21 protein-coding genes and 1 pseudogene are annotated in these 21,281 nt (G+C 59.0%); 14 read left to right on the forward strand and 8 right to left on the reverse strand.

Features of this window, described 5'->3' with window-relative positions; translation table 11 throughout:
* Window positions 1-9 precede the first annotated feature (9 nt).
* A complete protein-coding gene (trpB, locus tag ACQUTI_RS07855) occupies window positions 10-1,203 on the forward strand; it encodes a tryptophan synthase subunit beta (protein WP_004203860.1) in 1,194 nt (397 codons plus the stop codon).
* Window positions 1,203-2,012 carry a tryptophan synthase subunit alpha gene (gene trpA / locus ACQUTI_RS07860; protein ID WP_122543466.1) on the forward strand — a complete coding sequence of 270 codons (810 nt, stop codon included), beginning with the start codon at window positions 1,203-1,205 and terminating at the stop codon, window positions 2,010-2,012. Before trpB ends, trpA begins: the two co-directional genes overlap by 1 nt.
* Before the next feature lie 3 nt (window positions 2,013-2,015).
* Here the strand turns inward: trpA and ACQUTI_RS07865 are convergent, their stop codons facing one another.
* Window positions 2,016-2,498: a MarR family winged helix-turn-helix transcriptional regulator gene (locus tag ACQUTI_RS07865; RefSeq protein ID WP_017898672.1), complete on the reverse strand. Its 483-nt coding sequence runs from the start codon at window positions 2,496-2,498 to the stop codon at window positions 2,016-2,018.
* Between the two features lie 74 nt (window positions 2,499-2,572).
* On the opposite strand from ACQUTI_RS07865, the gene ACQUTI_RS07870 reads away from it, so the two are divergent.
* Window positions 2,573-3,520 carry a quinone oxidoreductase family protein gene (locus tag ACQUTI_RS07870; RefSeq protein WP_043521244.1) on the forward strand — a complete coding sequence of 316 codons (948 nt, stop codon included), beginning with the start codon at window positions 2,573-2,575 and terminating at the stop codon, window positions 3,518-3,520.
* 154 nt (window positions 3,521-3,674) lie between these two features.
* Here ACQUTI_RS07870 and ACQUTI_RS07875 read toward each other — a convergent pair.
* Window positions 3,675-4,216 (reverse strand): annotated as a pseudogene (locus ACQUTI_RS07875) (LysR family transcriptional regulator); the annotation flags it as partial.
* A gap of 355 nt (window positions 4,217-4,571) precedes the next feature.
* Between ACQUTI_RS07875 and ACQUTI_RS07880 the strand changes: the two are divergent.
* Both ACQUTI_RS07880 and ybiX read left to right on the forward strand, forming a co-directional pair.
* Window positions 4,572-6,857, forward strand: a complete 2,286-nt coding sequence (locus ACQUTI_RS07880; RefSeq protein ID WP_194007447.1) for a catecholate siderophore receptor Fiu — start codon at window positions 4,572-4,574, stop codon at window positions 6,855-6,857.
* 48 nt (window positions 6,858-6,905) lie between these two features.
* Window positions 6,906-7,583 (forward strand): PKHD-type hydroxylase YbiX, encoded by a 678-nt coding sequence (gene ybiX, locus ACQUTI_RS07885; protein WP_023318024.1) that lies wholly within the window; start codon window positions 6,906-6,908, stop codon window positions 7,581-7,583.
* 78 nt (window positions 7,584-7,661) lie between these two features.
* Here ybiX and ompW read toward each other — a convergent pair whose 3' ends face one another.
* Window positions 7,662-8,300 carry an outer membrane protein OmpW gene (ompW, locus tag ACQUTI_RS07890; RefSeq protein WP_004203849.1) on the reverse strand — a complete coding sequence of 213 codons (639 nt, stop codon included), beginning with the start codon at window positions 8,298-8,300 and terminating at the stop codon, window positions 7,662-7,664.
* 269 nt (window positions 8,301-8,569) lie between these two features.
* On the opposite strand from ompW, the gene ACQUTI_RS07895 reads away from it, so the two are divergent.
* From ACQUTI_RS07895 to yciA, 4 genes are all read left to right on the forward strand, one after another.
* Window positions 8,570-8,983, forward strand: coding sequence for a YkgJ family cysteine cluster protein (locus ACQUTI_RS07895; RefSeq protein ID WP_004203847.1), 414 nt, complete (start codon window positions 8,570-8,572; stop codon window positions 8,981-8,983).
* Between the two features lie 25 nt (window positions 8,984-9,008).
* Window positions 9,009-9,752 (forward strand): YciC family protein, encoded by a 744-nt coding sequence (locus ACQUTI_RS07900; RefSeq protein WP_004203845.1) that lies wholly within the window; start codon window positions 9,009-9,011, stop codon window positions 9,750-9,752.
* 54 nt (window positions 9,753-9,806) lie between these two features.
* On the forward strand, window positions 9,807-10,346 hold the full coding sequence (locus ACQUTI_RS07905) for a septation protein A (RefSeq protein ID WP_004203842.1): 540 nt from the start codon (window positions 9,807-9,809) through the stop codon (window positions 10,344-10,346).
* Window positions 10,347-10,452: 106 nt separating this feature from the next.
* Window positions 10,453-10,851, forward strand: a complete 399-nt coding sequence (gene yciA / locus ACQUTI_RS07910) for an acyl-CoA thioester hydrolase YciA (protein WP_122543464.1) — start codon at window positions 10,453-10,455, stop codon at window positions 10,849-10,851.
* A gap of 29 nt (window positions 10,852-10,880) precedes the next feature.
* Here the strand turns inward: yciA and ACQUTI_RS07915 are convergent, their stop codons facing one another.
* Complete coding sequence (locus ACQUTI_RS07915) at window positions 10,881-11,417, reverse strand: YniB family protein (RefSeq protein ID WP_004203839.1); 537 nt, start codon at window positions 11,415-11,417, stop codon at window positions 10,881-10,883.
* Between the two features lie 188 nt (window positions 11,418-11,605).
* On the opposite strand from ACQUTI_RS07915, the gene hxpB reads away from it, so the two are divergent.
* The 4 genes from hxpB (at window position 11,606) to ACQUTI_RS07935 (ending at window position 15,394) form a co-directional block, all read left to right on the forward strand.
* On the forward strand, window positions 11,606-12,274 hold the full coding sequence (hxpB, locus tag ACQUTI_RS07920) for a hexitol phosphatase HxpB (RefSeq protein WP_048294543.1): 669 nt from the start codon (window positions 11,606-11,608) through the stop codon (window positions 12,272-12,274).
* A 149-nt stretch (window positions 12,275-12,423) separates the two neighbouring features.
* Entirely contained in the window at window positions 12,424-13,185 is a 762-nt protein-coding gene (gene kduD / locus ACQUTI_RS07925) for a 2-dehydro-3-deoxy-D-gluconate 5-dehydrogenase KduD (protein ID WP_254465583.1), read from the forward strand.
* 91 nt (window positions 13,186-13,276) lie between these two features.
* Window positions 13,277-13,867 carry a metal-dependent hydrolase gene (locus tag ACQUTI_RS07930; protein ID WP_004203834.1) on the forward strand — a complete coding sequence of 197 codons (591 nt, stop codon included), beginning with the start codon at window positions 13,277-13,279 and terminating at the stop codon, window positions 13,865-13,867.
* Between the two features lie 135 nt (window positions 13,868-14,002).
* Complete coding sequence (locus ACQUTI_RS07935; RefSeq protein WP_017898666.1) at window positions 14,003-15,394, forward strand: L-cystine transporter; 1,392 nt, start codon at window positions 14,003-14,005, stop codon at window positions 15,392-15,394.
* 57 nt (window positions 15,395-15,451) lie between these two features.
* Here ACQUTI_RS07935 and cedA read toward each other — a convergent pair whose 3' ends face one another.
* Window positions 15,452-15,706, reverse strand: a complete 255-nt coding sequence (cedA, locus tag ACQUTI_RS07940) for a cell division activator CedA (protein ID WP_008807754.1) — start codon at window positions 15,704-15,706, stop codon at window positions 15,452-15,454.
* A 190-nt stretch (window positions 15,707-15,896) separates the two neighbouring features.
* Between cedA and katE the strand changes: the two genes are divergently transcribed.
* A complete protein-coding gene (gene katE, locus ACQUTI_RS07945) occupies window positions 15,897-18,155 on the forward strand; it encodes a catalase HPII (protein WP_428923236.1) in 2,259 nt (752 codons plus the stop codon).
* Window positions 18,156-18,210: 55 nt separating this feature from the next.
* On the opposite strand, the gene chbG is transcribed toward katE, so the two are convergent.
* The 3 genes from chbG to chbR all read right to left on the reverse strand — a co-directional run bounded on the left by chbG (window position 18,211) and on the right by chbR (window position 21,263).
* Window positions 18,211-18,969 (reverse strand): chitin disaccharide deacetylase, encoded by a 759-nt coding sequence (chbG, locus tag ACQUTI_RS07950; RefSeq protein WP_043521254.1) that lies wholly within the window; start codon window positions 18,967-18,969, stop codon window positions 18,211-18,213.
* A 12-nt stretch (window positions 18,970-18,981) separates the two neighbouring features.
* Window positions 18,982-20,328: a 6-phospho-beta-glucosidase gene (locus ACQUTI_RS07955; protein ID WP_043521257.1), complete on the reverse strand. Its 1,347-nt coding sequence runs from the start codon at window positions 20,326-20,328 to the stop codon at window positions 18,982-18,984.
* Window positions 20,329-20,438: 110 nt separating this feature from the next.
* Window positions 20,439-21,263 (reverse strand): transcriptional regulator ChbR, encoded by an 825-nt coding sequence (chbR, locus tag ACQUTI_RS07960; RefSeq protein ID WP_004203825.1) that lies wholly within the window; start codon window positions 21,261-21,263, stop codon window positions 20,439-20,441.
* Window positions 21,264-21,281: the final 18 nt, after the last annotated feature.

Genomic DNA, 21,281 nt, shown 5'->3' on the forward strand with positions numbered 1-21,281 from the left:
GGAGCAATAATGAGCACTTTACTGAACCCCTACTTCGGCGAATTCGGCGGCATGTATGTGCCGCAGATCCTGATGCCCGCCCTGCGCCAGCTGGAAGAGGCCTTTGTCAGCGCGCAGAAGGACCCGGCCTTTCAGGCGGAATTCACCGACCTGCTGAAAAACTACGCCGGTCGTCCGACGGCCCTGACCAAATGCCGGAACCTGACCGAAGGGACCCGCACTACCCTGTACCTGAAACGCGAAGATCTGCTGCACGGCGGCGCGCACAAAACCAACCAGGTGCTGGGCCAGGCTCTGCTGGCCAAACGGATGGGCAAAACCGAAATTATCGCCGAGACCGGCGCCGGTCAGCACGGCGTCGCCTCAGCGCTGGCCAGCGCCCTGCTCGGTCTGAAATGCCGTATCTACATGGGCGCCAAGGACGTCGAGCGCCAGTCGCCGAACGTCTTCCGTATGCGCCTGATGGGCGCCGAGGTGATCCCGGTGCACAGCGGCTCCGCCACGCTGAAAGATGCCTGTAACGAGGCGCTGCGCGACTGGTCCGGCAGCTACGAGAAGGCGCACTATATGCTGGGCACCGCCGCCGGTCCGCACCCGTTCCCGACCATCGTGCGTGAATTCCAGCGCATGATCGGCGAAGAGACCAAAGCGCAGATCCTCGAAAAAGAGGGCCGTCTGCCGGACGCGGTGATCGCCTGCGTCGGCGGCGGGTCAAACGCCATCGGCATGTTCGCTGATTTTATCGAGGAAACCCGCGTCGGCCTGATCGGCGTGGAGCCTGCCGGGCACGGTATCGAAAGCGGGGAGCACGGCGCGCCGCTGAAGCATGGTCGTGTGGGGATCTACTTCGGGATGAAGTCGCCGATGATGCAAACCGCCGACGGCCAGATCGAGGAATCTTACTCCATTTCCGCCGGGCTGGACTTCCCGTCCGTTGGGCCGCAGCACGCGTTTCTGAACAGCACCGGGCGCGCCGACTATGTGTCGATCACCGATGACGAAGCGCTGGAGGCGTTTAAAGCGCTCTCCCGCCACGAAGGGATCATCCCGGCGCTGGAGTCCTCTCACGCTCTGGCCCATGCGCTGAAAATGATGCGCGAGAACCCGGAAAAAGAGCAGCTGCTGGTGGTTAACCTCTCCGGCCGCGGCGATAAAGACATTTTCACCGTACACGACATCCTGAAAGCGCGAGGGGAAATCTGATGGAACGCTATGAGACGCTGTTTGCCCAACTGAAAAACCGCCAGGAAGGCGCTTTCGTCCCCTTTGTCACCCTTGGCGATCCGGGACCGGAGCAGTCGCTGAAAATTATCGATGCGCTGATCGAAGGCGGCGCCGATGCCCTTGAGCTGGGGATCCCCTTCTCCGACCCGCTGGCGGACGGCCCGACCATCCAGGGCGCGGCCCTGCGCGCCTTCGCCGCGGGGGTAACCCCGGCGCTGTGCTTTGAGATGCTGGCGGCGATCCGCCAGAAGCATCCAACGATCCCAATCGGCCTGCTGATGTACGCCAACCTCGTCTTCAGCCCGGGTATCGATGAGTTCTATGCCCAGTGCGCCCGCGTCGGCGTCGACTCGGTGCTGGTAGCCGACGTGCCGGTGGAAGAGTCCGCCCCGTTCCGCCAGGCGGCGATGCGCCATAACATCGCGCCAATTTTCATTTGCCCGCCCAACGCGGATGACGATTTACTGCGCCAGATCGCCTCTTATGGCCGCGGCTACACCTATCTGCTGTCGCGCGCCGGGGTGACGGGTGCGGAAAATCGCGCTGCGCTGCCGCTGCACCATCTGGTGGAGAAGCTGGCGGAATATCACGCTGCGCCGCCGCTGCAGGGCTTTGGCATCTCCGCGCCGGAGCAGGTGAGCGCCGCCATTGACGCCGGGGCCGCCGGGGCGATCTCCGGTTCCGCCATCGTCAAAATCATCGAACGTCATCTTGATGAGCCGCAAACCATGCTCGACGAGCTGAAAGCCTTCGTCCAGAGCCTGAAGGCGGCGACCAAAACCGCCTGACCGTCAGCCGCCTGGCATCGCGCCAGGCGGCGATGATTTCTGCAAACTGTCGGCGTATTTGCGCGTTAAGCGAAACAGCGCCTGCACTTCATCTTCCGGCCACTGCGCCAGCACCTGATTCATTAACCGCCGCCGCGCGACGGCGATCCTGTCGATCATCTGTTGTCCCCTGGCGCTAAGCGTCACTTCGCTGATCCGTCGGTCATGACGGTTCGGTTGCTTACCGGCAAGCCCCTGGGCTTCCAGTTTCTTCACCTGACGACTGACGGTGGTGTAATCGCGCCCTAAATGATCCGCCAGCTCAACCACCCCCACCGGGCCATAGCGCCCTACCGCCACCAGAAGCGGAAACAGCATCTGTTCCAGCTTGACGCCAGCTGCCTGGAGGATCTGCTCGTCGCGCACCGGCTGGTTCATCACGCTGATGATATCCAGCAGCGCGCCGTGAAAGTCGGTAATGTCGTAGCCATTATGTGCATCTTGCATGTATTAATTTTCCGCGTATAGTGCTGCAAAACAATATGTGTATTTTACACATAATTCCCGACAGGAGATAATTTATGAAAGCAGGCGTGGTTTTTGATCTCGCAGAAGGCCCGGTTTGGGCCGATTTCATCGAGCCGCAGCCCGCGCCCGGCCAGACGCTTATTGACGTCCGCGCCGCCGCGATGAGCCATGTGGTCAAGGCCCGGGCATCAGGACGCCATTACAGCTTCGACGGCAATCTGCCTTTTGTACCCGGTATCGATGGTGTCGGCACTACATCCCAGGGCCAGCGCGTCTACTTCGCCTTCCCCACTGCCCCCTTCGGCAGTATGGCGCAGCGGGCGCCGGTCGCCCTGCAGAATTGCCTGCCGCTGCCGGATGAGCTCGATGATATCCCGGCGGCGGCGATGGCCAACCCCGGCATGTCCGCGTGGGCGTCTCTGGTGACTCGCGCCCAGCTTCAGGCCGGCGAAACGGTGCTGATTAACGGCGCCACCGGCAGCGCCGGTCAGCTGGCGGTGCAGATTGCCCGCTACCTGGGCGCAAAAAAAATCATTGCGACCGGACGCAATGCGCAGTCGCTGGCGGCGATCGGCGCCGATGAATGTATTCAGTTAACGGCGGATGATAAGACGTTAACTGCACAGTTTTCAGCGGTCAGCGCCGCGCAGATCGATGTGGTCATCGATTATCTGTGGGGACACAGCGCGGAATTATTATTGCCGGCCCTGGCCAAATATACCCCGGCCGGCAGGCCGGTGCGCTATGTGCAAGTGGGGTCCCTGGCTGGGGCCGATATCGCGTTAAATGGCGCGGTTCTGCGTTCCGCCCCGCTCCTGCTGATGGGCAGCGGGATCGGTAGCCTGACGATGCCGCAGCTGCTGGCGGCGACCGGCGAAATGCTGCAGGCGGCGGTGCCGGGGAAATTGACCATCGCCACCACCCCGCGGCCGCTGCAGGAGATCGCGGCGGCCTGGCCGCAGGACGACAGCCAGAAGCGTACGGTTTTCACCCTCGGATAAAAAATCGCTTCCGCACAAAAGATGGGGTTGATATCTTAAATGAGAAATATTATCTTTCTCATCACTGAATAGTTGAGTAAATAACTCAGGTATTCAGTACGACATTGCTCACATTGCTTCCAGTATTTTTGCCCGCACTTGTGCGGGCTTTTTTTTACTCGCGACACACCTCTCGCACCCGCTGCCGCAGCCAGCGGTGGCCGGGGCCTGCTCCTGGCGCGGACGCCACGCCTGCGACACCGTAATCACCCCGGTGCTGACCGGCAGCGGAAAACTTACTATCCCCTGCGGCGAAGGATGACGCACGCAGGAGGCCGGCACCAGCCCCAGCGCGGCGCTGAAGCCCGGCACGACGGCGGCGATGCGCCGGTACAGCCCCCGCCCCGCTCTGCCAGCTGGTCATCCACCAGCCCATATACGATCCCATGCCGGGAAACGATAACATGTCCCCAGGCGACATAGCGCTCTGCATCTATCGCCGCCGCGGCGGTAAACGGGATTGAGCACCGCGCGCATATCGCTCAGCACACTGTGCGTTTTGCTGCGGATCCGCTGCGCATGCGGGGTGAACACCATTTTGCGTCCGGCCCGCACCAGCAGGGGATCGCCGGTCACGTGCCGCAAGCGAGTTAACGTTCGGATCATCGCCGAAGTGCTAAGGCCGAAACGGCGGGCGGCGCCCGGGAGTGGAGTATCTGGATGGCCACGGCCGCACGGTGCCCTGGTAAGCCCGCCGGGACGCCAGCCTCAGGGCGCCCTTCGGCGCCCGCCCGGCGTCTGTTATCCAAGGTCACCGCGCTATATTCCGCGTTGCCCTGCCGCCTTTACCGAGGTCACCCGCCTTTTTTGTTCAAAATTTATGAAATTTGTAAACGGTGGTGAAGAAATCAGTTTAAACGTCAACTTTTCTGTGTAAATATTAAGGCGAATGATAACTATTCTTTTTATCATTTATAGAATCACGCCGGGTCAGTGCAAGCCAGACGACGAATAACGTCGCTTTTGCGCGGCGTGATATGTGCTAATAACAAAAAATAAGCCTGCATTTATCATGGAAAAAAACGCTTCTCTGCCGTTTGGCAGTTTCAACTCATTGGCATTGTTTACGGGGCTGTGTCTGGGAGCCGCGCCGGCAACCGGCATGGCAGCCGAAAAATCAGTCAAAAATAATGAAGAGACGCTGGTGGTGGAAGCCTCCCCGCCTTCGCTTTATTCTCCCGGAGCCTCCGCCGATCCCAAGTTCAATAAACCACTGGTGGATACCACTCGCACCATCGCCGTGATCCCCGAACAGGTCATTAAAGATCAGGGCGTCACCAACCTGACTGACGCCCTCAAAAACGTCCCCGGCGTCGGGGCGTTTTACGCCGGGGAGAATGGCAGCTCAACCACCGGGGACGCCATCTTTATGCGCGGCGTGGACACCTCCAACAGTATTTATGTCGACGGCATTCGCGATATCGGCAGCGTGACGCGGGATACCTTCAATACCCAGCAGGTGGAAGTCATCAAGGGGCCCGCCGGCACGGACTATGGCCGCAGCGCCCCTTCCGGCTCGATCAATATGATCAGCAAGCAGCCGCGCCTTGACTCCGGGATCGACGGATCCGCCAGCATCGGCAGCGCCTGGTCGCGTCGGGGTACCCTTGACCTTAACCAGGCCTTCGGCGACAACGCCGCGTTTCGCCTCAACCTGATGGGCGAAAAAACCCACGACGCCGGCCGGGATAAGATTGAGAACGAGCGCTACGGCATTGCCCCGTCCCTGGCCTTCGGCCTCGATACGCCCACCCGTCTGTATCTGAACTATCTCCACGTCCGGCAGAATAACACCCCGGATGGCGGGATCCCCACCGTCGGCCTGCCGGGCTATTCGGCGCCTTCGCCGAAGTATGCCGCCCTCAATTCCGCCGGTAAGGTCGATACCAGCAATTTCTATGGCACCGACTCCGATTACGATAAATCCACCACCGACAGCGGCACCCTGCGCTTTGAACACGATCTGACGGACAATACCACCGTGCGCAATACCACCCGCTGGTCGCGTGTGAAGCAGGAGTATCTCCTGACCGCGGTGATGGGCGGCGCGAGCAATATCACCGCCCCCGACATCAATGACGTCAATACCTGGAGCTGGTCACGTCTGGTTAATACCAAAGATGTCAGCAACCGCATTCTGACCAACCAGACCAATATCACTTCGACCTTCAATACCGGATCGATAGGCCATGACGTCAGTGCCGGCGTGGAGTTTACCCGGGAAAACCAGACTAACTATGGCGTCAACGCCCTGACCGCTCCGGCGGTGAATCTCTATCATCCGGTGAGCAGCCTGTCGATTGGCGGGCTGGACAGAAACGGGGCGAACGCCAACGGCCAGACCGATACCTTCGGTATCTATGCCTTTGATACGCTGGCGCTGACCGACCGGGTTGAGGTCAACGGTGGGCTGCGTCTCGACAGTTACCATACCAAATATGACAGCGCCACCGCCTGCGGCGGCAGCGGACGCGGGGCTGTCGCCTGCCCGCCAGGACAGTCGACCGGCAGCCCGGTCACCACTGTCGATACCGCTAAATCCGGTAACCTGGTTAACTGGAAGGCCGGGGCGCTGTATCGCTTAACCGAGCAGGGCAATATCTACGTCAACTATGCCATCTCGCAGCAACCGCCGGGGGGCAGCAGCTTCGCGCTGGCTGCCAGCGGTAGCGGCAACAGCGCCAACCGGACCGACTTTAAACCGCAGAAAGCGAAATCCAGCGAACTGGGCACCAAGTGGCAAATCCTCGACAAGCGCCTGCTGCTCAGCGCGGCGTTATTCCGCACCGATATTGAAAACGAAGTGGCCGCCAACGATGACGGAACCTGGTCGCAGTACGGCAAAAAGCGCGTGGAAGGCTATGAGCTCTCCGCAACCGGGAACCTGACCCCGGACTGGACAATCATCGCCGGCTACACCCAGCAGCATGCCACGGTGACAGAGGGTCAGAATGTGGCGCAGGATGGCTCTTCCGCGCTGGCCTACACCCCGAAACATGCCTTTACGCTGTGGACGCAGTATCAGGCAACCAGCGATCTGTCCGTCGGCGGCGGTGTGCGCTATGTCGGAAGCCTGCGCCGGGGCAGCGATGGCGCGGTGGGTACCCCGGATCACACCGAGGGCTATTGGGTCGCCGACGCCAAACTGGGCTATCGGGTCAACAGCAATCTCGATCTGCAGCTCAATATGTACAACCTGTTTGATACCGATTACGTGGCTTCCATCAACAAGAGCGGCTATCGCTATCATCCGGGCGAACCCCGTACCTTTATGTTGACGGCGAACGTCCATTTCTGAGTCTGTACGTGGGGCCATCGCGCCCCACCTTTTTGAGAGAACACCGCAATGATGTATCACATTCCTGACGTGCTGACGGCGGACCAGGTAGCTGAATATGGCCGCCTGCTGGCGCAGGCCGAATGGGTTGACGGGCGGGTTACCGTCGGCAGCCAGGGGGCGACCGTCAAACAAAACCAGCAGATCGATACCCGCACGCCGCTGTATGCCCGTCTGCAGGCCGCCGTACTCGACGCGCTGCGCGGCCATCCGCAGTTTTTTTCCGCCGCGCTGCCGCGGACGATTTCCGCGCCGTTGTTTAATCGCTATGGGCCGGGAGAGACCTACGGTTTTCATGTCGATGGCGCGGTGCGCCAGAACGGGGATGCGGGCTGGATGCGGACCGACCTCTCGGCGACACTGTTCCTCTGCGAGCCGGAAAGCTATGAAGGGGGCGAACTGGTGATTGAAGATACCTATGGCCAGCACCGGGTGAAGCTCCCGGCCGGACATCTGGTGCTCTATCCCGCCAGTAGCCTGCACTGCGTCACCCCGGTCACCGGCGGGGTTCGCCAGGCCTCTTTCCTGTGGATCCAGTCGATGGTCCGCGACGATAAGCAGCGCGCGATGCTCTACGACCTGGACCGCACGATCCAGTCTCTCAAAACCCGCTTTGGCGACGGGGAAGAGGTCCTCTCCCTGCTCAATATGTATCACAACCTGCTGCGCCAGTGGACTGAAGTGTGATCCGCAGGCGAAGGTTTATCGCAGGGAGGGGTGAGGAGGCAACAGACTGGCCGTCCGCTGGCCAGTTTGCAGCAGGCGTTAGAACCGATAGCCTGCGGAGAACATAAACACCCACGGATCCAGGCGGGTGCTGACTTTCTGGTCCACACCGCCGGCTTTGAATTTCACATCGGTGTCGATATCCATGTACCACACCGACATATTCAGCAGCCAGTCACGGTTAATCAGGTAATCGAGGCCGACCTGCCCTGCCGCGCCCCAGGAGTCCTTCAGGCTCAGATCGGAAAGCCCGGCCGCCTTGCCGGTATCGTTAAAGTCTTCATTAAAGAAGGTGGTGTAGTTAATCCCCGCCCCCACGTACGGACGCACCTTGCTTTGCGCATCGCCAAAGTACCACTGCGCCATCAGGGTGGGTGGCAACTGATGGACGGTAGCGATGGTGCCGGTTGGCCCGGTACCAACCTTATGGCGGAACGGCGTAGCCGCCAGCAGTTCCACACCGATGTTATCGGTCGCCATATAGGTAAAGGTTAAACCCAGCTGAGTATTGTTACTGACGTTGAAACTGCCCAGACTGCCCAGCACATTGTCAGAGCCTTCCGTCGGTCGGACGGTGGCGGTCCCGGCACGAATGAAAAATTCACCCGCTTCATGCGCCCAGACGCTGCCGGTAGTAAGAGTGCTTAGAATCAATGCCGCCGCTGCTAACTTCTTCATATCCACTTCCTCATTATGGTTTTTCAGCGCGGCCAAATATACCTATAACGAGTTACGTTTGATCTGTTTTAGATCACACTAAAACCTTAGATTTAACATTTATTGATCCAGATTAATTTTTGATACCGATCGCAATACGCTAAATCCTTCGCACATCAATTTTCACTTTTCGCAAAAAAAATTATTTCTGCCCCTCTTGCCGCCGCTGAGGCGGCTGGATAAGTTAACTGCCGACAATCTGTGTTGATGCGTTTTTTTCAGGTGTAATTATGAGTGAAATCAACCCGTGCATGACGTGCGGTGCCTGTTGTGCGTATTTTCGAGTCTCTTTCTACTGGGCGGAAGCCGACGACGCGGGCGGCCTGGTGCCCGCCGCGCTGACCGAGCCGCTGACCCCCTTCCTGCGCTGTATGAGCGGCACTAATCAACGCCAGAGCCGCTGCGCGGCGCTATCGGGCGAGATCGGCGACGCCGTCCACTGCACTATCTATGAAAATCGTCCTTCGCCATGTCGCGAATTCGCCATGTCCGGGGAAAACGGCGAGGAAAACGACGCCTGCAACCGGGCGCGAGCGCGCTATGGGCTGCCGCCATTGCGGCCTCTTTACAAAGATATACCTGCCCTGACCGGCGCAGAGAGTGCTACGACGGAAGGATTTGCGGTACAATCGCCGGCTAGTTAACACCTGCGACACTCAAGGAGAATGCATGTCTATCACGGCGAAGTCCGTCTACCGTGACACCGGGAATTTTTTTCGTAATCAGTTCATTACCATTTTGCTGATTGCGCTGTTGTGCGCGTTCATTACGGTAGTACTTGGCCATGCCTTTTCACCCAGCGACGAGCAGCTGTCGATACTCAGCGAAGGCGACAACCTCGCCGGTAGCGCAGGCCTGTTCGAACTGGTGCAGAATATGACGCCGGAGCAGCAGCAGGTTCTGCTGCGCGCCTCGGCGGCATCAACCTTCTCGGGTCTGGTGGGCAATGCGATCCTCGCCGGCGGCGTCCTGCTGCTCATCCAGCTGGTCTCTGCCGGTCATCGTGTCAGCGCCCTGCGCGCCATCGGCGCCTCGGCGCCGGTGCTGCCAAAGCTGCTGCTGCTGATCCTCTTCACCACTTTCCTGGTGCAGATGGGGATGATGTTAGTGCTGGTGCCCGGCGTCCTGTTGGCCATTGTGCTGGCCTTTGCGCCGATCATGCTGGTGCAGGACAAAATGGGCATCCTCGGCGCCATGCGCAGCAGCATGCGCCTGGCGTGGGCCAATCTGCGGCTGGTGGCGCCGGCCATTATCGGTTGGCTGGTGGCGAAAACTCTGCTGTTACTGTTTGCTTCCAGCTTTGCCGCCCTGACGCCAAACGTCGGCGCGGTGGTGATTAATACCCTCAGCAACCTGATTTCCGCCCTGTTGCTGATCTATTTATTCCGCGTGTATATGCTTATCCGTAGCTAATTTTAACCTGGACCGGGGAATTTCCCGGTCCGTCCTGACAGACGGGATCGATGTATGAAGCAGTTTCTGGATTTTTTACCGCTGGTGGTCTTCTTCGCCTTCTACAAGCTTTACGATATCTACGCCGCCACCACGGCGCTGATTGTGGCGACCGCCATCGTGCTGATCTACAGCTGGGTGCGCTACCGTAAAATCGAAAAAATGGCGCTGATCACCTTCGTGCTGGTGGCCGTCTTCGGTGGATTAACCCTCTTCTTCCACAATGATGAGTTCATTAAATGGAAGGTGACGGTGATCTATGCGCTGTTCGCCGGCGCGCTGCTCTTCAGCCAGTGGGTGATGAAAAAGCCGCTTATCCAGCGCATGCTGGGTAAAGAGCTGACCCTGCCGCAGCAGGTCTGGTCGCGCCTTAACCTGGCCTGGGCGGCGTTTTTTATCCTCTGCGGACTGGCTAATATCTATATCGCCTTCTGGTTGCCGCAGAATATCTGGGTTAACTTTAAGGTCTTCGGTTTAACTGCCCTCACGCTGGTCTTTACCTTGCTGAGCGGGATCTACATCTACCGTCATATGCCGCAGGACGACCACCACTAATTCCCCGGCAGCCTGCGCCCGCCTCCGCGGGCGCCAGCCCTATTCTCTCTACGCCGTTTTCATAGTAGCATCCCGCTGATCGTCTTTGACCACAACAGAGTAGAGCATGACAACAAAAGATCTCGCCCCGAAGGGCGAAATGGTTTTACGCACCCTGGCAATGCCGGCAGATACCAATGCCAACGGGGACATTTTTGGCGGCTGGCTGATGTCGCAGATGGATATCGGCGGCGCCATTATGGCCAAAGAGATCGCCCAGGGTCGCGTGGTGACCGTGCGCGTGGATGGGATGACCTTTTTACGCCCGGTGGCCGTAGGCGACGTGGTGTGCTGCTATGCCCGCTGCGTGAAGCGCGGCAATACCTCAGTGACCATTAACATCGAAGTGTGGGTGAAAAAAGTCTCTTCAGAACCGATTGGCCAGCGCTACAAGGCGACGGAAGCGCTGTTTATCTACGTTGCCGTCGATAATCAGGGTAAACCCCGCCCTCTGCCGGCCGAATAAGATGGCGCCCGGCTAACCGGGCACCTGGCTTAGAGAAAGCCCAGCAGCGAGAAGAAGAAGTAGCCGATAACAATCACCATCACCGGCAGCACGTACAGCGGGAAATACTGCACCAGGATCGTATGTCGCGGCACCACAATGCGTTCGGCGAGCTGCTCGCGAGTTAACCCTTCCGCGCCTTTCGCCTGCTCGAGGATCAGCTGATCCTCAATCCCCTCGCGGAGAAATTTCGCCTGCCGCGCCATCCGCGCGCCGGAGGCCTGCAGCGCCATGCCGACGAACACCAGAATGAAGATAATCCAGAAGCCGATGTTCAGGCTATGGTGAAAATCCGGCAGCGGTGAGTTGTACCAGAAAAAGTTCAGGAACGGCGTGTTAAAGCGCATCATCTCAATCATGACGTGCGCAAAATCCATCATCACCGCGTCAATGCCGGGTTTCTTTTCACTGTGCTCATACATAAATTTGAGGACAGAAATCAGCGTCGACAGCACGGCGGGAATAAAGATGACCCATCCCAAAATACGTTTGATGACCGCAATGCGTCCAGCTTGTTGGTACGTCATGAGTTCCCCTTGTTAAAGACGCGTTAGTGGTTCGCCTGCCGCCCGTTGCGTGGCGCAGGCGCCCCTCGCTTACCCGAATGTGTCGGGTATAAGTCTATCTTCCACGGCGAATTTCGCCCAATAACGCGCGGTATGATATACCATGAATGCCGATTCGTTTATCTGATTACGCAACAGGAGAAGGACATATGTCAGCGAAGCGCCGCATTGAGGCTGCGATTTTTGATATGGACGGGTTGCTGATTGACTCTGAGCCGCTTTGGGATCAGGCGGAGGTCGAGGTCATGGAGAGCCTGGGGGTGGATACCCGCCGCCGCGATGAACTGCCCGACCTGCTGGGTCTGCGAATCGACCTGGTGGTGGATCTGTGGTACGCGCAGCAGCCGTGGCGCGGCGTAGACCGCGCAGAAGCCACCGCGCGCATTATCCGTCGCGCCATCGAACTGGTGGAAGCCTCACGTCCGCTGCTGCCGGGGGTGCGCGAGGCGGTGGCCCTGTGCAAAACCCAGGGGTTGAAGGTTGGGCTGGCCTCAGCCTCGCCGCTGGTGATGCTGGAGAAAGTGCTCAATATGTTCGAGCTGCGCGACCAGTTTGATGCCCTCGCCTCGGCGGAGCACCTGCCCTGGAGCAAACCGCACCCGCAGGTGTATCTCAACTGCGCCGCCGCCCTCGGGGTCGACCCACAGCGCTGTGTCGCGCTGGAGGACTCGGTCAACGGCATGATCGCCAGCAAAGCTGCGCGCATGCGCGCTATCGTCGTGCCGGAAGCAGAGAACAGCCGCGACCCGCGCTTCGTGCTGGCGGACGTCAAGCTGCCGTCACTGCAGGCCCTGACCGTCGAGACGCTGCTCGGGTAAGGCCGCTGGCGGGTGACGCGATCGCCGTCACCCCCCAGCAAAGGAAATCAAAACGTCGTTTCATTTTAATTGTAATTTTGTTTTCCTGCCTCTATGCTGGTTACAGGTGGCGTTATCGTACGCCTGAAGATCAGCACACAGAGGTGAATATGGTACTGAACGCCTTCGACCTGACGGGTAAGGTCGCCATCGTGACCGGTTGCGATACCGGCCTGGGACAGGGAATGACGCTGGGCCTGGCGCAGGCCGGATGCGATATCGTCGGCATCAACCGCAAAATTCCCCACGACACTGCCGCGCAGGTTCAGGCGCTGGGCCGCCGCTTTCATGCCATTCAGGCGGATCTCAGCCAACAGGATGATATGACCGTTTTGGTCGAGCAGGCGGTGGCGGCGATGGGCCGGGTCGATATTCTGGTCAACAACGCCGGGATTATCCGCCGCCATGATGCCCTGACCTTCACGGAAAGTGACTGGGATGCGGTGATCGATCTGAATCTGAAAGCAGTTTTTTTCCTCTGCCAGGCGGTCGCCAGGCAGTTCATTCGCCAGGGTGAAGGCGGGAAAATCGTTAACATCGCCTCGATGCTCTCGTTTCAGGGCGGGATCCGCGTCCCCTCCTATACCGCCTCGAAAAGCGGCGTGCTGGGGCTGACCCGCCTGCTGGCTAACGAATGGGCTGGTCAGGGTATCAACGTCAACGCCATTGCGCCCGGGTATATGGCCACCAATAACACCCAGGCGCTGCGCGAAGATGAGGAGCGCAACCAGGCAATCCTTGAGCGTATCCCCGCCGGTCGCTGGGGTGTGCCAGATGACCTGCAGGGGCCGGTGGTGTTTCTCGCCTCGTCCGCCGCCGACTATATTCACGGCTATACCCTGGCCGTCGACGGCGGATGGCTGGCGCGCTGAGAATTTGTGACAAAGAGTTACACCGTCACCTCTTCCGTGCACTGTATAAAAACCCTATACTGTATGAATCGACAGTTTAGGGTGTGTTATCATGACGGCGGAAGGCCATCTCTTCTTTTCAATCGCCTGCGCAGTATTTGCCAAAAACGCAGAGTTAACGCCGGTGCTGGCGCAGGGCGACTGGTGGCATATTGTGCCCTCCGCGGTCTTGACCTGCCTGCTGCCGGACATCGATCACCCAAAGTCGTTTCTTGGCCAGCGGCTGAGCTGGATCTCAAAGCCCGTGGCACGGGCCTTTGGCCACCGCGGCTTCACCCACAGCCTGCTGGCGGTGTTTGGCGCGCTGACGCTATTCTACCTCAAGGTGCCTGACAGCTGGATTGTCCCGGCGGACGCCCTCCAGGGCCTGGTGCTGGGCTATCTCAGCCACATCCTTGCCGATATGCTCACCCCAGCCGGGGTGCCGCTGCTGTGGCCCTGCCGCTGGCGCTTTCGGCTACCGATCCTTGCGCCGCGCAAAGGCAACCAGCTGGAGCGCGCCTTATGCATGGCGCTGTTCATCTATGCCGTCTGGATGCCGCAGACGCTGGCGGACAACACCGCGATACGCTGGTCTTCCGGGGTGATTAATTCCCTGCAGATCACTTTCAATCGCTTCATAAGTCACCAGAGTGGGCGATAAACCGACAGAAAACACCTTTTGGTTATAACCCATTCCATTTGAATATAAGTCCTTGATAACGCCTTCTGCTAACCTTGCGGTCATAAGAGCTGGTTATCCACCAGCCCGGGTTATAAAAATATCAGGAGAACGGGGATGAACTTTCCATTAATAGCGAACGTAGTCGTGTTCGCCGTATTGTTGTTTGCGCTGGGGCAAACGCGCCATAAACAGTGGAGCCTGGCCAGGAAGGTCCTGGTCGGCCTGGCGATTGGCGTGATCTTCGGTCTGGCGCTACAGCTGATCTACGGGTCTGACAGCCAGGTGCTGAAGGATTCCATCCAGTGGTTTAATATCGTCGGCAACGGTTATGTCCAGTTGCTGCAAATGATCGTTATGCCGCTGGTCTTCGCGTCAATCCTTAGCGCGGTGGCCCGCCTGCACAATGCCTCGCAGCTGGGGAAAATCAGCTTCCTGAGCATCGGGACTCTGTTGTTCACCACCCTGATCGCCGCTCTGGTTGGCGTGCTGGTGACTAACATGTTCGGCCTCACCGCCGAGGGACTGGTCCAGGGCAGCGCGGAGACCGCCCGTCTGAACGCCATTCAGAGCAACTATGTGGGTAAAGTGGCCGATCTCAGCGTCCCGCAGCTGATCCTCTCCTTCGTGCCGAAGAACCCGTTTGCTGACCTGACCGGGGCTAACCCGACCTCGATCATCAGCATCGTCATTTTCTCGGCGTTCCTCGGCGTCGCAGCCCTGAAGCTGCTGAAAGAGGATGTGGAAAAAGGCCAGCGCGTCCTGACCGCCATTGATACCCTGCAGGGCTGGGTGATGAAGCTGGTTCGTCTGGTGATGCAGCTGACCCCTTACGGCGTTCTGGCGCTGATGACCAAAGTGGTTGCCGGGTCGAATCTGCAGGATATCATCAAGCTTGGCGGCTTCGTGGTGGCCTCGTACATCGCGCTGGGCATCATGTTTATCGTCCACGGCCTGCTGCTGGCGATTAACGGCGTCAGCCCGCTGAAGTATTTCCGTAAAGTCTGGCCGGTGATCACCTTCGCCTTCACCAGCCGCTCCAGCGCCGCCTCCATTCCGCTGAACGTGGAAGCGCAGACCCGTCGTCTCGGCGTACCGGAGTCGATTGCCAGCTTCTCCGCCTCCTTTGGCGCCACCATTGGTCAGAACGGCTGCGCCGGTATCTACCCGGCCATGCTGGCGGTGATGGTCGCACCGACCGTAGGCATCAACCCGCTGGATCCGATGTGGATTGCCACCCTCGTGGGCATCGTCACCGTCAGCTCGGCGGGCGTCGCCGGAGTGGGCGGCGGGGCCACCTTCGCCGCGCTGATCGTCCTGCCGGCGATGGGCCTGCCGGTGACCCTCGTGGCGCTGCTGATCTCCGTCGAGCCGCTGATCGATATGGGACGTACCGCGCTGAACGTTAACGGCTCCATGACCGCCGGGACGCTGACCAGCCAGTGGCTGCGCCAGACCGACAAGTCGATTTTCGATAGCGAAGAAGAAGCCGAACTGGCGCATCGCTAAACGGTAAGCACAAAAAAACCGCTGATAATCAGCGGTTTTTTTATTTCTGCAGCAGACTCAGGCTTCAATCTCTCCTTCCTGACGCACCTGGTTAGCCCAGCGCTGCGCCGACTCCGGCACGCTGAACGCCGGTGAACGGCGAAAATGCTCTCCCATCAGCAGAAAGGCGACATACTTCCCGCGCAAAATCCAGACATCGCGAAAATGGTCCATTTTCACGGCATGTTCCGGGGGCGCAGGCTCCACGCGCGGCACGTAGCTAATGACAGGGCGATTTTGTTGGCGCAATGGTTTCATAACAAATGGATTCACTAAGCAAAGCGGGAAACAGAAACCTCTATCATAGCCGATCGTGGCCCCGTTCGTCGCCCCCCTGCCGCCGATGCGCATTTTAGGATAACTCCCTGCCCCCTCGCCGGGCGCAGGCAGCGTAATGTTCTATAGTTAGAAGGGTTTTGGTTTATCAACGACCACTTTTAGCAATGAAAGCAGGAGACGAGCAATGTCTGATAAGCACCCAAACCCTCACCACCAGCAGGCACCGGTCCACGGCAGCGAGGAAGCGCAGCCGGGTCTCGACTCGCTGGCACCGGATGACCGGGAGTGGCGCCCCACGCCGAAACCCACCGCCCCTGGCGCTGAACCAACCGCCCCTGGCAGCCTGAAAGCGCCTGATACCCACAGCAAAAAACTCGATACCCTGGAGCCACAGCGCAAAGGCGGAGAAGACTATCCGCTGACCACTAACCAGGGCGTGCGCATTGCCGACGATCAGAACTCGCTGCGCGCCGGTACCCGCGGCCCAACGCTGCTGGAAGATTTCATTCTGCGGGAGAAGATCACCCACTTCGACCACGAGCGAATTCCGGAGCGTATCGTTCATGCCCGCGGCTCAGCGGCCCACGGCTACTTCCAGCCCTACAAAAGCCTGACAGCCTTGACCAAAGCCGATTTTCTCTCGGCAGCCGATAAAATCACCCCGGTCTTTGTGCGCTTCTCCACCGTGCAGGGCGGCGCGGGGTCGGCGGACACCGTTCGCGATATTCGCGGCTTCGCCACCAAGTTTTACACCGATGAGGGGATTTTTGACCTCGTTGGCAACAATACCCCGGTCTTCTTTATCCAGGACGCGCTGAAGTTTCCCGACTTTGTCCACGCCGTGAAGCCTGAGCCCCACTGGGCCATTCCCCAGGGACAAAGCGCTCACGATACGTTCTGGGACTATGTTTCCCTGCAGCCGGAAACGCTGCACAACGTGATGTGGGCGATGTCCGATCGCGGCATCCCGCGCAGCTATCGCACCATGGAAGGCTTTGGCATCCACACCTTCCGCCTGATCAATGCCGAGGGCAAAGCCACCTTTGTTCGCTTCCACTGGAAACCGGTCGCCGGCAAGGCGTCGCTGGTATGGGATGAAGCGCAGAAGCTGACCGGCCGTGACCCCGATTTTCATCGCCGCGACCTGTGGGAGGCCATTGAAGCCGGGGACTACCCGGAATTTGAGCTCGGCCTGCAGTTGATCCCCGAAGAGAATGAATTTGATTTTGACTTCGACCTGTTAGATCCCACCAAGCTGATCCCCGAGGCGCTGGTGCCGGTGCAACGGGTCGGCAAAATGGTCCTCAATCGCAACCCGGACAACTTCTTTGCCGAAAACGAACAGGCGGCCTTCCATCCAGGGCATATCGTCCCGGGCATCGATTTCAGCAACGATCCGCTGCTGCAGGGGCGCCTCTTCTCCTACACCGATACCCAGATAAGCCGCCTCGGCGGACCGAATTTCCATGAAATCCCGATCAACCGGCCGACCTGCCCGTACCACAACTTCCAGCGCGACGGTATGCACCGGATGGAGATTGACACCAACCCGGCCAACTACGAACCCAACTCGATCAACGATAACTGGCCGCGCGAGACGCCGCCAGCCGCCAAACGCGGCGGTTTTGAGTCCCTCGCCGAGCGCGTCGACGGCGAGAAGATCCGTCAGCGCAGCCCGTCATTCGGCGAATATTACGCCCAGCCGCGTCTGTTCTGGCTGAGCCAGACGCCGATTGAGCAGCAGCATATTATCGATGGCTTCAGCTTCGAGCTTAGCAAAGTGGTCCGCACCTGGATCCGCGAGCGGGTGGTCGATCACCTGGCCCATATTGATACCCGGCTGGCGGAAGCGGTCGGGGCGAATTTAGGTATCGAACTGAACGATGAGCAGCGCAGCCTCACTCTGCCCTCCCCGGTCAACGGCGTGGAGAAAGATCCCACCCTCAGCCTCTACGCGGATGCCGAAGGGGATGTGAAAGGTCGTGTGGTGGCGGTGCTGCTCAATGAGCGTACCTCGGCGCAGGATCTGGTCCATCTCCTGCAGGCGCTACAGGCCCGGGGCGTGCACAGTAAACTGCTCTATTCGCGGATGGGGGAAGTCGTCGCCGACGATGGCTCTCCCCTGCCGATCGCCGGCACCTTCGCCGGCTCCCCGTCGCTGACGGTGGATGCCGTGGTGGTGCCCGGCGGCGATCTCAGCGCCCTGAGCCAGAGCGGCGACGCGCGCTACTACCTGCTGGAGGCCTATAAGCATCTGAAGCCGATCCTGCTGGCAGGCGATGCGCGGCGGTTAACGTCGGTTCTGCAGGTCCCGGCCCAGGGCGAAGAGGGCGTCATCGTCACCGATGCTCTCGACACCCCGGCGGCAGATAAACTGCTCGCCCTGATGACGGCCCACCGGGTGTGGTCGAGAAGCCCGAAAATCGCCGCTATACCGGCGTAGCAAAAAGCCCGGCACGGTGTGCCGGGCTTGACTCACTTTCCTTTCCCCGTCGGGTTTACACGTCGCGGTAGGTTCCCAGGCGATAACCCCGGTCGGCCACGGCCGCTTTCAGCGAGGCGGACGTCAGCACATCAAGCTCGCCCAGCCGCGGGTAGCAGTAGGCGCTGCCCATGATGGTCTGGTCGACAAAGGCCGGATGACACATCACCTCCAGAGAGCGCTCCTCGCGGGCGATTGAGGCGTCCAGCGTCTGCAGGAACAGCGCCTCAGAGACGGCTTCCCCGTAAAACTCGCTGCTGAAGCCTGCGCTGCTGCGCGCCGCCTGCGGATCGAGACCGCTCTGCGCCGCTACCTGGCGATCGATACGCAACGCGATGCCCTTGTCGCGGGCAAAAGCCGCGACGATGGGGTAGATCGGAGCGATCATATGCACATGGTGATGACTGTCGAGATGCGTCGGCTCATGACCGAAGAGTTCGATAAAACGACGGTACTGACACGCCAGCTCATGGGCAATCTCCTCCAGCGGCAGGTTATCTTCTTCCGCCTGCTGCCAGATCCATTTGCCCAGCCGGCCGTCGCGGGTTAACCCCGGCATGGCCGACAGCGGTTCGCCCAGCGTCAGCACAAAGTGCATCCCGACCGCCAGCTCCGGCGTACTGCGGCTCAGCTGGGCGGCGTGGTCAATAGCCGCGCCGTTGACCAGCGCCGTAGTCGATGTCACCACGCCGTTGCGGCAGGCCTCGATAATGCCGTAGTTCTGCCCTTTACTGAGGCCGAAGTCGTCAGCATTGACGATCAATACGCGTTCCATTACCCGCTCCCGTTACGCTTTCAGTTTTTCGATCGTCACCGCAAAGTTCGGCAGCCATTTTTCATGGGCCAAAATCATCTCCCGCGCCAGCTGCTCGGCGTCACGATCGGAATGGATCAGCGGGCTTAAGTTCAGCGCCAGCAGCACGTCGTTCAGCTCACCGCTGATCGCCGCCTGGCTGGCCGCCACTTCAAACCCTTTGATGGTGTAGATAAGCCCCAGCACCTTCTCGTCGAAATGGGTGATGCGCGGCGTCGGCTTCGCGCCATCGCGACCTAAGGTGCAGCTCATCTCGACCGCCCAGTCCGCCGGGATATTATCGATATGGCCATGATGCGGGATATTCACATAGTGCTCAGTCTGCTTATCGTTATAGATAGCGTTGATCACTTCGCAAGCGGCATCGGAGTAATAGGCGCCCCCGCGCTGCTCCAGCTCCTTCGGCTTGACCTTGAGATCCGGATTTTTATACAGCTCAAACAGCTGCTTCTCCACTTTCTGCACCACCTGGGCGCGCGCGCCGCCCTTATAGTACTCGCCCATCTCAATCGCCAGCATCTCTTTTGGCTTAAAGTAATAGAGCAGATAGGAGCATGGGATCAGGCGCAGGGAGCGGATCAGCCCTTCGCTGAACGGCAGGTCGAAGATATTTTTTACCGAGTTCGCGGTCAGGCGGCCGGAGGCGACGCCGTCCAGCAGTTCATCGAAGCGCGAGACGCCGTTAACCAGCACGTCGCGGACGAACACCAGGTGGTTCAGACCGAACAGGTCGATGTGCAGCTCATCGCTCGGGCTGAGCTGCAGCACGTCGGTGATGAACATCTTCATGCCGATGGGAATGTTGCACACCCCGATAAAGCGTTTGAAACTGGTGTGACGATAGACCGCCTCGGTGACCATGCCCGCCGGGTTGGTGAAGTTGATGATCCACGCGTCCGGGCAGATCTCCTGCACATCTTTCACGATGTCGAAAATCACCGGGATGGTGCGCAGCCCCTTAAACAGCCCGCCCGCCCCGTTGGTCTCCTGGCCAAGATAACCGTGGCTCAGCGGGATGCGCTCATCTTTTTCCCGCGCCTTCAGCTGGCCCACGCGCAGCTGGGTAGTGACGAAATCAGCGCCCTGCAGCGCCTCGCGGCGGTCCAGCGTTTTATAAACCTTCATCGGCACGCCGGCTTTTTCCACCATCCGCTCGCACAGCGCATGGATAATATCGAGCTTCTCCTGGCCCTCTTCCACATCCACCAGCCACAGCTCTGTCACCGGCAGTTCATGATAACGTTTCAGGAAACCTTCCAGTAATTCCGGGGTATAGCTGCTACCGCCGCCAATGGTGACGACTTTTAATTTCTGGCTCATCTTTTTCTCCCTTAGACGCTGCGTGTAGACGCAGGCCGCTCTCCGCATATATGCGGACAGTTAACTTAAATTAGTTATGGTGTAAGCCTGGCGGCTAATACCGCCTGGGCTTAATTAATACTGGTCAAATGTTTGCGATAACTACTCGGTGTAAACGAGGTCAGCTTTTTAAAGGTTTTAATAAACAGGCTCGGGCTGCTGTACCCTGATTCATAGGCAATATCCGTCACCGAATAGTTGGTAATTTCCAGCTGCTTTTTGGCAAAATTGATACGGATATCGTTAATTATCTGCATCGGCGTTTTACCATAATAGCGCTGGGTCGCCCGGGTTAAATATTCCTGCGTTTTTCCCGATAGCCGAACCATATTCTCGAGGGCGCTCTCGCCAAACTCCAATTTATCGTGCATAGCCTCAACGGTATTTTTTAACCATTGCGGGACGACGTCTGCAACCGGCTCTTCGCGATAGTGACGTAAACGGTTAATGACATAAAAGGAGACCAGCTCGATAAATTCGTCAAATTCCGTTTCGCGAAAATTGAGTGAGGCGATGACCGACTCAATGTAGCCGAGAAAAGCGCTCTGCACGGCGTAGACCTGCGACGCCACCAGGCCAAACGGCAGCAGCGGCAGATAATGTTTCTCAAAGAAGCGCCTGCTGATGCCGACGTTAAGGATGCGCGTCGCACCAAATTCATAGAAGCTCTGGTGGTGCGAACCCATCGGGATAAAGACAAAATCCCCGCGCTCCAGCAGCACCCGTTTGCCATTGATCTCCTGGTAATAGCGCCCGGTTAATACGACGGTAAATTCGTAGTAATCATGCTGGTGGAGCCCGCTCACGCTTTCCGTTTTGTTATAGATGACCACATGAAAGTTCTTCCCGTTGAACAACTGCTGTTCTCTGGCGGTACTGATCTCGGTGGTCATCATCCTGGGCTGCCTCATCGT

Origin of the sequence: Klebsiella sp. 7-CIP_Kleb. (genome assembly GCF_050378655.1) — a bacterium.
Classification (GTDB): Bacteria; Pseudomonadota; Gammaproteobacteria; order Enterobacterales; family Enterobacteriaceae; genus Klebsiella; species Klebsiella quasipneumoniae.